This is a genomic window from Streptomyces sp. NPDC039480, assembly GCF_055597165.1.
On the sequence record NZ_JBVITX010000010.1, the window covers coordinates 357,047 to 370,571 of the forward strand.

General features: G+C 71.0%; 6 protein-coding genes and 1 pseudogene. 2 read left to right on the forward strand and 5 right to left on the reverse strand.

Annotation, left to right across the window (positions count from 1 at the left end):
- Window positions 1-209 precede the first annotated feature (209 nt).
- Entirely contained in the window at window positions 210-1,832 is a 1,623-nt protein-coding gene (locus ACZ56E_RS29790) for a M4 family metallopeptidase (RefSeq protein WP_471218826.1), read from the forward strand.
- A 75-nt stretch (window positions 1,833-1,907) separates the two neighbouring features.
- Here the strand turns inward: ACZ56E_RS29790 and ACZ56E_RS29795 are convergent, their stop codons facing one another.
- The 5 genes and pseudogenes from ACZ56E_RS29795 to ACZ56E_RS29815 all read right to left on the reverse strand — a co-directional run bounded on the left by ACZ56E_RS29795 (window position 1,908) and on the right by ACZ56E_RS29815 (window position 11,240).
- A complete protein-coding gene (locus ACZ56E_RS29795; protein ID WP_471218828.1) occupies window positions 1,908-2,462 on the reverse strand; it encodes a hypothetical protein in 555 nt (184 codons plus the stop codon).
- A 10-nt stretch (window positions 2,463-2,472) separates the two neighbouring features.
- Window positions 2,473-4,545 carry an RHS repeat-associated core domain-containing protein gene (locus tag ACZ56E_RS29800; protein WP_471218851.1) on the reverse strand — a complete coding sequence of 691 codons (2,073 nt, stop codon included), beginning with the start codon at window positions 4,543-4,545 and terminating at the stop codon, window positions 2,473-2,475.
- Window positions 4,546-5,679: 1,134 nt separating this feature from the next.
- Window positions 5,680-6,948: pseudogene (locus ACZ56E_RS29805) on the reverse strand (DUF6531 domain-containing protein); the annotation flags it as partial.
- A 164-nt stretch (window positions 6,949-7,112) separates the two neighbouring features.
- A complete protein-coding gene (glgP, locus tag ACZ56E_RS29810) occupies window positions 7,113-9,740 on the reverse strand; it encodes an alpha-glucan family phosphorylase (RefSeq protein WP_471218830.1) in 2,628 nt (875 codons plus the stop codon).
- Between the two features lie 162 nt (window positions 9,741-9,902).
- On the reverse strand, window positions 9,903-11,240 hold the full coding sequence (locus tag ACZ56E_RS29815; RefSeq protein WP_471218832.1) for a carboxylesterase/lipase family protein: 1,338 nt from the start codon (window positions 11,238-11,240) through the stop codon (window positions 9,903-9,905).
- A gap of 295 nt (window positions 11,241-11,535) precedes the next feature.
- Here ACZ56E_RS29815 and ACZ56E_RS29820 point away from each other — a divergent pair.
- Window positions 11,536-13,525 (forward strand): alpha-1,4-glucan--maltose-1-phosphate maltosyltransferase (locus tag ACZ56E_RS29820; RefSeq protein WP_471218834.1); only part of this gene is annotated, 1,990 nt, incomplete at its 3' end.

Consider the following 13,525-nt stretch of genomic DNA (forward strand, 5'->3'; position numbering starts at 1 on the left):
TGATCAACTCCCCGGGGCGGCGCGCGTGTTGGCGGCCCCGTCATTCACGGCCCGTTCGCATTGCGTATGTCGACCATCGCTCAACGGACGATTTCCGGCCAACATCCAGTCGGGGTCCTGACATGTACCTGCTCCCGGTGACACGCTTCCCACGCGTCCGGGTAGCCCCCCACGCCACCCGGTTCTCTCCCCCCACAGAAGGAGCCCGCGTGACCCCCCACATATCCCGCAAGCGTGCGACGCTCACGATCGCCACCGCCGTCGCCGCCGGAGCGCTCCTCACCGCCGGACTGACCACTGGCGCCTCCGCCCAGCCCGTCGACCCGTCCGGCGCGCCCCTCACCCTCTCGACGAACGCCCGCGCGGACCTCCTCCAGGACGCGAACACGGACAAGGCCGCCACCGCCGAACGAATCGGCCTCGGCGCCAAGGAGAAGCTGGTCGTCCGCGACGTCGTCAAGGACGCCGACGGCACCACCCACACCCGTTACGAGCGCACCTACGACGGCCTGCCCGTCCTCGGCGGCGACCTCGTCGTGCACACCGCCAAGAGCGGCAAGGTGAACGGCGTCACGAAGGCCACCAAGGCCACCGTCAAGGTCGCCTCCACCGACGCGAAGCTCGCGAAGTCCTCCGTCGCCGAGTCCGCCGAGTCGACCGCCGCGAAGGCCAAGACCGCCAAGGCCGACGCGCAGGCGCCGCGCAAGGTGATCTGGGCCGCCTCCGGCAAGCCCGTCCTCGCGTACGAGACCGTCGTCACCGGCGTGCAGAAGGACGGCACCCCCAGCAGACTGCACGTCATCACGGACGCCGCGACCGGCAAGAAGCTGTACCAGTACCAGGCCATCGAGAACGGCACCGGCAACAGCCAGTACAGCGGCAAGGTCGAGCTCGGCACGAAGAAGGGCGGCAGCGGGTTCGAGCTGACCGACGACGCGCGCGGCGGCCACGGCACGTACGACCTGAACCGCGCCCAGAGCGGCGAGGGCAAGCTCGCCACGGACGACGACGACACGTGGGGCACGGGCAAGCCGGACGACGCCCAGACCGCCGCCGTCGACGCCGCCTACGGCGCCCAGCTCACCTGGGACTACTACAAGTCCGTGCACGGCCGCAGCGGCATCAACGGCGACGGCAAGGGCGCGACCTCGCGGGTCCACTACGGCAACAACTACGTCAACGCCTTCTGGGACGACAGCTGCTTCTGCATGACGTACGGCGACGGCGAGGGCAACAAGAAACCCCTGACCTCGGTCGATGTCGCGGCCCACGAGATGACCCACGGCGTCACCTCGGCCACCGGCAACATGGAGTACAGCGGGGAGTCCGGCGGCCTGAACGAAGCCACCTCCGACATCTTCGCCGCCTCCGTCGAGTTCAACGCCAAGAACCCCGAGGACGTCGGCGACTACCTCATCGGCGAAGAGATCGACATCAACGGCGACGGCTCCCCGCTGCGCCACATGGACAAGCCCAGCAAGGACGGCTCGTCCCTGGACAGCTGGACCGAGAACGCGGGCAACGTCGACGTCCACTACTCCTCCGGCATCGCCAACCACTTCTTCTACCTGCTGTCCGAGGGCAGCGGCGCGAAGGAGATCAACGGCGTCAAGTACGACTCGCCGACCGCCGACGGCTCCAAGGTCGAGGGCATCGGACGCGACAAGGCCGAGAAGATCTGGTTCAAGGCCCTGACGGCGTACTTCACGTCGACGACCGACTACAAGGCGGCCCGCGAGGGCACGCTGAAGGCGGCCACGGACCTGTACGGCGCGGACTCGGCGGAGGTCAAGGCCGTGGGCGCGGCGTGGACGGGCGTCGCGGTCAAGTAGCGACGCGTGACCGGCGGCACCCGGGGGTTCCTTCCTCCCCCCGGGTGCCGCTTTTCCGTGCACACCGCCTTCCGTTCACTCCGCCCTGAGCTCGCGGCTGCCGGCCCGGTTCTTCGCGATGTTCCGCGTCTTCTTGGTACGGGCCGACTCGGCGACCACGGCGAGTACGTCCGGCGATTTCGAGAACTCGGCGAGGTGGCGCTGCATCCAGTCCGTGACCTCCGCCAGCTCGGCCGGTGTCGGCACGTGACCGTCCTTGACGGGCAGGTAGAACAGCCAGTCGTGGATGCGGCGGCGGATGAACTCGCGGTGCCCCTCGGCCGTGAACCGGTCGATCTCCGGCAGCAGTGCGTCCGACCACTGCCGGAACTCGGCGGGACCGGTCGACCGCATCGCGATCTCGTCCACGAGCGCGACCACCGCCGTCTTGGCCGCCATCTCGTCGGGGTCGCGCAGGATCGTGGCCACGATCGCGCGGTCCCGGTCGCGGCCGGGCGAGGCGGCGATCACCGAGACGACGCGTTGGTACGCGGACGAGCGCAGGTGATCGTCCGTGACGGCTTCGTCCACGTCCACGTCGACGATGCCGGCCTCCGCGAGCAACGCGGCCACATCGGAATGCAATGTCATCGTTTCATCCCTACTTGCAGGGTTTCTTGGCGGCCTCGGCGGCCTCGCGCTGCTCCTTCGCAGCCCGCTCCTCCGCCTGACTCCGCCTGCCGAGCTTCCTGACGGCGGTCCTGATCTGCGGCTTGAAGTGCTCCACCGCCTGTCGCTGCTTGCCCGAGAGCTCCGGCTGGTTGTGGAGGGGTTTGCCGTTCGCCCCGATCCTGACCTCGCGCCCACCGCCACCGGTGACATGCGCGTGCGCCGGCTTGTCGACGTCGTACTCGTGCACGACGATTTTCACCCCGTTCTTGCTGACGTCGAGGAGGGAGAGGCCGAGGGGGTCGATCCACATGAACGGGTTGGGGACGTAACTGTGCGGCCCGAAACCACCGGCGAGACCGATCGGGTCCGGCGTGAGGTAGCGGGCGGTCTCGGGGTCGTAGTGCCGGAAGTAGTTGTAGTGCAGCCCCGTCTCGGGGTCGTAGTACTGGCCGGGGAAACGCAGGGGCGTGTAGGCGGTGGCGCTCCGGTTCCAGGCGGTGGTGCCCCAGAGGGTGGTTCTGGTGCGCCAGGCGATGCCGCCCTGCTCGTCGAGGAGTTCGGTGGGGGTGCCGACGAGGTCCGTGACGATGGCGTAGAAGCGGGCGTCCACTTCTTCGTCGGTGAGGTGTTTGCGCTCTGTCTGCGCCAGGGGGCACAGGCCGTCGTGGTCCCAGGTGAGGGTCACCGACTCCGGTGCGCCCGGAGTGCGGCTCGTCTGTTCGCAGAGGGTCATGTCGTCCCAGGTGAAGTCGGTCTGTTCCGCCACCCCCTGGTCCGTCATGCGCTGTTTGGAGATCCGGCGGCCCAGCGGGTCGTAGAGATAGCGCCACCGTGTGCCGTCGGGGGTCACCACGGACGTGAGGCGGTCCTCCGCGTCCCATGCGTAGTGCCAGGTGTCGGGCTTGCGGGACAGGCGGGTCTTCTGGCGCAGGGTGGTGCGTCCCGCTGCGTCGTACTCGTAGCGGACGCCGCCTGCCGCGGTGATACGGGTGCCGGTGTAGGTGCGGGGGCCTGTCGCCTCCTGGCCCGGCATGGGAGCGGGCCAGGAGGCGTCGGTCTGGTTGCCCGCCTTGTCGTAGGCGTAGGTCTCCGTCCAGCCCGCCGCGCGGACCGCTGTCACACGGCCTGCCGCGTCCAGGTCGAAGCTCCGCGTGCCGTTGAGCCGGTCCTCCACGCCCGTCAGATGGTCGTCCGCACGGTACGTGTACACACGCTGCTGGACGGGCGTGCCGGCCGGACCCATCAGGTCCTGCTTCGTCAGGCGGCCCACGACGTCGTACACGTTCGTCAGCGTCACGGCCCCGCCGACCGTGCGGGTGAGCTCCCGGCCCGCCCCGTCGTGCGTGAACGCCAGCCTCCGCCCGGACGCGGTCAGTTCGGTGACCCTGCCTGCCGCGTCGTACGTCCAGGTGCTCGTCGCGCCGGACGGCGTGGTGCGGGCGGTGCGGCGGCCCAGCGCGTCGTAGGTGTGGGTCAGGGTGCGGCCGTTGACCGTCTCCGAGATCAGACGGCCTGCCGTGTCCCGCTCCAGGGTCAGTGTCACGTCAGGGCTCACCGCCGCGGTGAGGTCGCCCGTCGCGTCGTAGGTGAAGCGCGTGATCGCGGAGCCCGCCACGTTCTGCGTGACGGTCCGGCCCAGCGCGTCCCGTTCGAAGGTGATCTCGGTGCCCGTGGCCGTCGTACGGGTCGCCAACCGCCCCGCAGCGTCGTGCGTGTACGTCAGCGTGCGGCCGTCGAAGTCCGTCTCCGCCACCAGGCGGCCCGCCGGGTCGTACTCGTAACTCCAGGTCAGGCCCTGCGGGTTGGTGACCTTGCGGAGCTGGAGCTGGGTGTCGTGGTGGAACTCGTAGCGGACGCCGTCGGGGTCCGTGCGGGTCGCGATCAGGTCGAAGTGCGTGTACGCGTGGGTCGTGGTCGCGCCCATCGCGTCCGTGTGCGAGACGCAGTTGCCCTCGCCGTCGTACGTCCACGACTCCGACGAACCGTCCGCCTCCGTGCGCCGCGCCAGCTTGCCCTCGACCGTCCACTCGAAGCGCGTGGCCGCGCCCGTCGGGTCCGTGATCGTGGTGACGCGGCCGAAGGCGTCGAGGTCGTAGCGCGTCACCGCGCCCAGCGGGTCCGTGACCTCCAGCGGCAGGCCCGCAGCGTTGCAGCGCAGCTCGGTGGTGTGGCCGAGGGGGTCCGTGATGGTGGCCACGGCTCCGGTGGCTTCGTGGGTGAAGGAGTGGGTCGTGCCGTCGCGGCCGGTCGCGCTGGTGCGGTTGCCGCGCTCGTCCCACGCCTGGCGCTGGACGGCGTCGCCCGGGCCGACGATCTCGACGGGCAGGTTGAGGTCGTTGTACACGGCGGTGACGCACGTGCCGTCGGGGGCACGTGTCGCGATCAGGTTGCCGTGCTCGTCCCAGGTGTTCTCGGTGCGGCGCCCCAGCGCGTCGGTGCGGACGAGCAGGTTGTTCCAGCTGTCCCACTCGGTGTGGACGGTGCCGCCCAGCGGGTCCGTCTCGGAGAGGAGCTGGCTGAGGTCGTTGTAGCGGTAGACGGTGGTGTGGCCGAGGGCGTCGGTGTAGCGGGTCTCCCGCTCATCGGGGCGGTACTCGACGGTGCACGCCAGGTGGCCGGCGGTGCTCTCGCCGCGGACGCAGCGGTCTTCGGCGTCGTAGGTGAAGCGGTACCAGGTGTGGTTGCTGTCGGTCCAGGACGTGATGCGGGCGTCCTCGTCGTAGTCCAGGCGCAGCCGCACCCCGGCCGAGTTGTGGACCTCGGCCAGATTGCCGACTTCGTCGTAGCCGTACGCGGTCACCTGCGTGTCGCCGGGAGCGCCCTCGGTGCCGGTGCCGGTGTCAGTGCGGGGGTCGAGCAGACGCAGTGCGGTGATGCGGTCGTCGTCGGTGTCCACCTTCAGGTGGTAGCCGCCGGTGTGGCGTATCGCCGTGGGTGCGCCGGTGGTGGGGTCGTGGTCGATGTCGATGCGGTTGCCGTTGCGGTCGGTGACGGCTCGCAGCGGCAGGACCTCGTGCCGTTCTCCAGCAGAGGGATTCGCCGTGTCGGGTGCGGCGGGGAGGAAGTGGCGTACGTGGCCGGTGTACGGGTCGGTGACCGTGACCGTGCCCGCGTCGTCCATGCTCAGCGGCCAGCGGGGGCCGTGGGCGGGCAGCACCGGTGCACCGCCGGGCTCGGGGTGGGGGTAGGACAGCAGCTGGCCGTCCTCGGTGACGTGGATCAGGCCCTTGTCGTCGGTCTCGACCCGCTCGTCCAGCGTCGAGGCCCATGAGTGGCCGAACCAGTGGCCCCAGCGGTACGTGGACAGGTGGGTGCGCCGGAGGACGAGCGGGAGCAGGCCCGGCAGGGCGATGTCGGTCTGCTCCATGAGCATTTCGCCGGAGATCATGTCGATGGGGTCGCCGTTCTTGCAGCGGCCCTTGGCCGGCTTGCCCTTGCCCGCCACCTTCTTCATGCCGCCCGCGAGGGCATTGCGAAGCCCTCCGGAACGCAGTCCGCGGGCGGCGGCCTTGAGTCCCTTGGCCGCTTTGACCGCGGTGGTGAGTCCCTTGGCGCCCGGGATGCAGTCCAGGGCGGCGAAGGCGACGTCCATCAGGCCTGCTTGGCCTTTTCGGTATTTGTTGAGGGTGTCGGCGAGGACGATGGCGCCCGCGACGATGACGATCGCGGCGAGGATGGGCCCGCCGATGATGATCGCGATGATGCCGACCACGGCGACGACGACCTTGCAGACCGCGACGATGGCGTCCCAGTTGTCGGTGACCCAGTCACCGATCTCCTCCCACCACTTGCGGTTCCGGATGCCAGCGTCGGACGCCTCGTCGATCTTCCGCTTCGCGGTGCCCGCGGCCTCCTGGCGCATCTTGCGGGCGTCCTCGGCCATCTTCTTCGCCGCGTCCAGCGCGCTCTTGGCCGAGTCGACATCACCCTGCGCGGACTTCTGAGCCTTCTCCGCGGAGGCCGCGTTGCGGGTGGCGGCACGGACCTTGTCCTCGTCGGGCTTGGGCACGTCCTTGCCCTTGGAGCCGCCGTCCTTGTACTTGTCGGCCTCCTTGCCCGCCTTGTCCACCCAGGAGTCGGCGGAGGAGAGGCGGGACTTGGCGCTGCTGAGGTCGGCCTGGGCCTCGCGGCCCTTGACCAGCGCCTTGTCGGCGAGGGACTGGGCGCGCTCCAGTTCCGGCCAGTACGCGGACAGCGCGTCACCCGCCATCTCGTAGGACTTCTTGAGCTTCTTCAGCTTGTCCGGCGCGTCCTCGAACTTCTCCGTGAAGGCGTCCGCGGTCTTGCCCGCCCATTGGAGGATGGCGTCCTCGCCCGCCATGCCCTTGATGTCCCGGAGGACTTTGCCGACGTCATCGGCGAAGTCGTGCAGATTCTTCGCCAGCGACCGCACCCGGTGCGGATCACCCGGCGTCGGATCCTTCTCCAAGTCCAGGACATGCCAATCGGCCGGACGGTACGACATCGCCTATTTCCCCCGTGCAAGTAAAAATCGCGCGCCCAGCGCACGCTCCGCGTTCAGGGGCCGCTGAACCGGCCCGGTTGAACGCTGTCTGGGGTTCTGACGATACCTACGCGCCCCGTGGTTTCACGATGATGGCGGAATCTGCTCTTGCACTCGTGGTCTCTTCACCGCATCAGCACCCCCGCCTCCTCCCCCGTCGCCTCCGACGGGACGGCCACGAGCCCCAGTTCGGCGCCGCTCGCCAGCAGCCGGTGCGCGGGCAGAATCCGCACCGTGTACCCGAAGGGCCCCGTGCGGTCCAGCGCGAGGGGGCCCTCGTACACCCGGCGACCCTGCGTGTCGGGCCCGCTCGTCGGCTTCAGCGGCACCGCGGACGCGTCGGCGATGTGGTCCTCCGGGTCGACGCGCCCCGCGAGGACCTGCACCTCCACGTCGTCCGGCGTCAGCTCCCCCAGATGCACGCGCACCCGCAGGGCGAACGTGGCGCCGAGCTCCGCGGTGGAACCGGTCGCCGACGCCTCCACGTGGTCGACGGCGACCCGCGGCCAGGCCGCCCTGACCCGGGTCTTCCAGGCGGCCAGTTCACCGGCGGCCGACGCGTCGAGCGTGCGCTGGGCGCGCGCGGCGGGTGCATACAGCTGCTCGACGTACTCCCGGACCATGCGGCCCGCGAGGACCTTCGGGCCGAGCCGGGTCAGCGTCCTGCGGACCATCTCGATCCAGCGGTCGGGCAGCCCGCCGGGACCCTGTTCGTAGAAGCGGGGCGCGATGCGGTGCTCCAGGAGGTCGTAGAGCGCGGCGGCCTCCAGGTCGTCACGGCGGTCGTCGTCGCCCGCGGTGCCATCCGCGGTGGGGATGGCCCAGCCGAAGTCGGGCTCGAACCACTCGTCCCACCAGCCGTCGAGGACGGAGAGGTTGAGGCAGCCGTTCAGCGCCGCCTTCATGCCGGAGGTGCCGCACGCCTCCAGGGGCCTGAGCGGATTGTTCAGCCACACGTCGCAGCCCGGGTAGAGCTTCTGCGCCATCGCCATGCCGTAGTCCGGCAGGAACACGATGTGCCGCCGCACCCGCGGGTCGTCGGTGAACCTGACCAGCTCCTGGATGAGCCGCTTCCCGCCGTCGTCCGCCGGGTGCGCCTTGCCCGCGACGACGATCTGCACGGGCCGCTCGGGGTGGCGGAGCAGCTCCATCAGCCGGTCGCGGTCGCGCAGCATCAGCGTGAGCCGTTTGTACGAGGGGACGCGGCGCGCGAAGCCGATGGTGAGGACGTCCGGGTCGAGCACCCCGTCGATCCAGCCCAGCTCGGCGGTGGCGGCGCCGCGCTGCCGCCACGAGTCGTGCAGGCGCCGCCTGACCTCGTGGACCAGCTGTTCGCGCAGGGTGCGGCGGAGCTCCCAGATGTCGGCGTCCTGGATGTCGGCCACCGCGTCCCACCGGTCGGAGCCGCCGACGGACAGCGCGTCCTCGGTGCGGCGCTCGCCGATCTGGCGGGCGCCGAGCCGGAAGACCTCGGGGGCCACCCAGGTCGGCGCGTGCACGCCGTTGGTGACGGACGCGATCGGCACCTCCTCGGCGTCGAAGCCCGGCCACAGGCCCGCGAACATCTCCCGGCTCACCGCGCCGTGCAGGGTGCTCACGCCGTTGGCGCGGCTGCCGAGCCGCAGGCCCATCACCGCCATGTTGAAGAGGTTGGGCTCGCCGCCCGGGTAGGTCTCCATGCCGAGCCGCAGGACGTCACCGGCGTCGATGCGGGGCAGCTCGGCGCCGGGGCCGAAGTGGTGGGCGACCAGCTCGCGGTCGAAGCGGTCGATGCCGGCGGGGACGGGCGTATGGGTGGTGAAGACGGTGCCGGCCCGGACCGATTCGAGCGCCGCGTCGAACTCGACGTCGCGCAGGGCGAGTTCATGGATGCGCTCCAGGCCGAGGAAGCCCGCGTGGCCCTCGTTCGTGTGGAAGACCTCGGGTTCGGGGTGGCCGGTCAGACGGCAGTACGCGCGGACGGCGCGCACCCCGCCGATGCCGAGGAGCATCTCCTGGAGCAGCCGGTGCTCGCTGCCGCCGCCGTAGAGCCGGTCGGTGACGTCGCGCTCACCGGGGTCGTTCTCCTCGACGTCGGAGTCGAGCAGGAGCAGCGGCACGCGGCCGACCTGGGCCTGCCAGACGTGGGCGCGCAGCGACCGCCCGCCGGGCAGGGCGAGCGCCACGATCGCGGGGGCCCCGTCGTCCTCGCGCAGCAGGGTGAGGGGGAGCTCGTTCGGGTCGAGGACGGGGTAGTGCTCCTGCTGCCAGGCGTCGCGGGACAGGGACTGGCGGAAGTAGCCGTGGCGGTAGAGCAGCCCGACGCCGATGAGGGGGACGCCGAGGTCGCTGGCGGCCTTCAGGTGGTCACCGGCGAGGATGCCGAGGCCGCCGGAGTACTGCGGCAGGGCGGCCGTGATGCCGAACTCGGGCGAGAAGTAGGCGACGGCGCGCGGCAGGTGCCCGTCGTTCCTGGCCTGCTCCTGGTACCAGCGGTCCCCCGCGACGTAGTCCCGCAGGTCGTCGGCCGCCTCGTCGAGCCGCCGCAGGAAGTCCGCGTCACCGGCGAGCTCGGTCAGCCGCGCGGGCGGCACCTCGCCGAGGAGCCGCACGGGGTCGCAGCCGGACGCCTCCCAGAGGCGGGGGTCGACGGATGCGAAGAGGTCACGGGTGCGCGGGTGCCAGGACCAGCGCAGATTGCGGGCCAGCTCGGCCAGCCGACCGAGGGGCTCGGGAAGGACGGGACGTACGGTGAATCGACGGATGGCCTTCACTGCGACTCCACCTCTGCGGGGAATGCCTTACGTTTCGACACGTATCGACCTACGCGTCGACGGTAGCGGTGATCGGGTCCCGGCAACTACGGCGCGCGGACGGGCGCAGTCGGGGTGCGGGGTGGGGCGTGCGGGGCGCGGTGTGGCGGGTTCCGGCCTTGATCACCGGTGGGCCGGGCCGGGTTCGGCGTCCCAGAGCCGGGTCGCGCGCCGCCCGGCCGTGTGACGCGGCCATCCGCCGCCCGGGTCGAGATCGCGGACGAAACTCACCCAGGCGGCGTGCATCGCGTCGGCCAGGGCCTGCGGCGGGGAGTCGCCCGCGGCGGCGGTGACGCCCTCCGCGCCGAGCAGGTCGAAGGCGAAGGGCAGGTCGAGGCAGTGGCAGGCGAGGCCCTGTGTGGCGCCGGGCACCGGTGTGGGCCAGGCGAACTCGTACAGCCAGGTGGGGTGCGCGCGCCGGGCGCGCGCCCGCGCGATCGCGAGGGTCGGGCCCCGGAAGACGAGATCGGTCAGCTCCTGACCGCCGAACGCGTGGAACTCGTGTCGCGTATGGCCGAGGAGCAGCGGTGTGTCCGCGGCCAGGGTGCCCTCCGTGAGCTCGGTGAGCGTCGGCCGCGGGATCAGCCCACCGTCCGCGACGGGCCCGAGCAGCGGGCCGGGCAGCCGCTCCCGGCCTGGGCCCTGCGCGGTCAGCTCGTCCTGGAGGGCGAGCAGCCGATCGTCGGGCAGGGAGCGGAGGGCCGCCGCCGTGGCGGGTACGCCCGTGCGCCGGGTGAACAGCTCGGCCACGGCGGGGCCGACCCAGCGCTCCTGGGGGTCGATCAGCGAGCCGGACATGGATATCGCCGCGCGGAACAGGCCGCGGGCGGCGGGGGTGGCGAGCAGTGTCTGGACGGCGCCGCCGCCCGCCGACTGTCCGGCGACCGTGACCCGGGCGGGGTCGCCGCCGAACGCCGCGATGTTGTCGCGCACCCACTCCAGGGCGGCGAGCCAGTCGCGTACGCCGCGGTTGTCGGGGGCGTCGGACAGGTGCAGGAAGCCCTCGATGCCGAGCCGGTAGCCGAGTGAGACGAGGACGACGCCGTCGCGGTTGAACGCGGCCCCGTCGTACCAGGGGCTCGCCGCGGACCCGGCGACGTAGCCGCCGCCGTGGATCCAGACCAGGACGGGCAGCGCGGCTGCCGCGTCCGGGGCGGGTGTGAAGACGTTCAGGTTGAGGATGCCCGGGCCGGGGATCGTCGGCTCGGGAATGGTGGCTCCCTCGCCGAAGCCGCGGCGCTGCGCGGTCGGCCCGTACGCCGTGGCGTCCAGCGGCTCGGTCCAGGGGGCGGGCGGTGCGGGCGGTGCGAAGCGGAGGGCGCCGACGGGCGGCGCGGCGTACGGAACGCCGAGGTACCGGTCCCCGCTCGCACGACGCTCGCCGCGGACGGGGCCGTGGGTGGTGAGGACGACCGGGGCGGGACGGTGCGTCCCGTCCCGCTGTGCGTCTCGTGCGCTCATCGGTGAGTCCTCCCCGTGCATTCGTCCCCTGGGCCGGGAGGGATGGTGCCAGGTTTACGCGGCATGGGCACAGTTCAACAACCTTGGGGCATATGCGAATTGGGACCGGTCCGGCCATTCATGGCGGGGCCGGTCTTGCATGCGCCCTTACGCACTAGTAGTTAACAAAGCGCCGGATTGCGCACCCGAAGGCTGTGGGAAGGCTCCTCCGGTACGCACTCGGCCCACGGGCCGGCACGCACCGCGGAAGCCTCCACACCCACGTATCCGTGCACGCGGACAGGAGCGGTCAGACATGCCTCTAGGCTCACCCCCGCCAGACACGTCAGCGCAGCCCACGATCCCCGTCCAGGACGTACGACCCGCCGTCCACGGCGGACGAAAACCGGCGAAGGCGGTGCCTGGAGAAACGTTCCAGGTCACCGCCACCGTCTTCCGCGAAGGACACGAGGCGGTCGCCGCCAACGTCGTCCTGCGCGATCCCGAGGGGCGCACCGGCCCATGGACCCCCATGCGGGAGCTCGCGCCCGGCACCGACCGGTGGGGCGCCGACGTCACCCCGGACGCCGAGGGGCGCTGGACGTACGCGGTGGAGGCGTGGGGCGATCCGGTCACGACCTGGCGCCACCACGCGCGGATCAAGATACCCGCGGGCCAGGACACGGATCTGGTCCTGGAGGAGGGTGCCCGACTCCACGAGCGCGCCGCCTCCGGCATACCCCGCGCCGAACGGGCCGCCGTCCTCGACGCGGCACAGGCACTGCGCGACACGGGCCGCTCACCGGCGGCCCGTCTCGCTGCCGCCCTCACTCCGGAGGTCCGGTCGGCACTCGCGCGATATCCGTTGCGCGAATTCGTCACCTCTTCCGAGGAGTTGCCGCTCGTCGTGGAGCGGCAGCGGGCTCTCTTCGGGTCCTGGTACGAGTTCTTCCCGCGCTCGGAGGGTGCCGTCGTAAAGGAGGGCGCCCCGCCCGTCTCCGGGACGTTCCGCACCGCGGCCGAACGGCTGCCCGCCATCGCCGAGATGGGCTTCGACGTCGTCTATCTGCCGCCGATCCATCCCATCGGCGCCACCTTCCGCAAGGGGCCCAACAACTCCCTCTCGGTGGGCCGGGACGACGTCGGCGTGCCCTGGGCGATCGGTTCCCCGGAGGGCGGTCACGACGCGGTCCATCCGGACCTCGGGACGCTCGACGACTTCGACGCGTTCGTACGCAGGGCCGGCGAGCTCGGTCTCGAAGTCGCCCTGGACTTCGCGCTCCAGTGCTCGCCGGACCATCCGTGGGTGGAGAAGCACCCCGAGTGGTTCCGTCGGCGGGCGGACGGCTCGATCGCGTACGCCGAGAATCCGCCGAAGAAGTACCAGGACATCTATCCGATCGCCTTCGACAAGGACATGCCGGGGCTGATCGCCGAGACCGTGCGGCTGCTGCGGTTCTGGATGGCCCACGGCGTCCGCATCTTCCGCGTCGACAACCCGCACACCAAACCCGTCGTCTTCTGGGAGCGGGTGCTCGCCGAGGTCAACGGCACCGACCCGGACGTCGTCTTCCTCGCCGAGGCCTTCACCCGGCCCGCGATGCTGCGGACCCTCGCGGCCATCGGCTTCCAGCAGTCGTACACCTACTTCACCTGGCGCAACGACAAGGCCGAACTCACCGACTACCTCACCGAGTTGTCGAGCGAGACGGCCCACTTCCTGCGTCCCAACTTCTTCGTGAACACCCCGGACATCCTGCACGCCTACCTCCAGGAGGGCGGCCGTCCGGCCTTCGAGGTGCGGGCCGTGCTCGCCGCCACGCTGTCGCCGACGTGGGGCGTCTACAGCGGCTTCGAGCTGTGCGAGAACACCGCCGTGCGGCGCGGGAGCGAGGAGTACCTGGACTCGGAGAAGTACCAACTCCGGCCCCGCGACTGGGCGGGGGCCGCCCGCCGGGGCGAGACGATCGCCCCGCTGATCACCGCGCTGAACCGGCTCCGGCGGACCAGTCCCGCACTGCGGCAACTGCGCGACCTGCACTTCCACGAGACGGACAAGGAAGCGGTGATCGCGTACTCGAAGACGGCCGCGGACGAGCACGGATCGAACACGGTTCTGGTGGTCGTGAACCTCGACCCCCACCACACCCAGGAGGCCACGGTCTCGTTGAACATGCCGCAACTCGGCCTGGAATGGCACGAGTCCGTGCCGGTGCGCGACGAGCTCACCGGCGAGACCTACCACTGGGGCAGGGCCAACTACGTGCGCCTCGAACCGGGCCGCGCCCCCGCGCACATCCTCACGG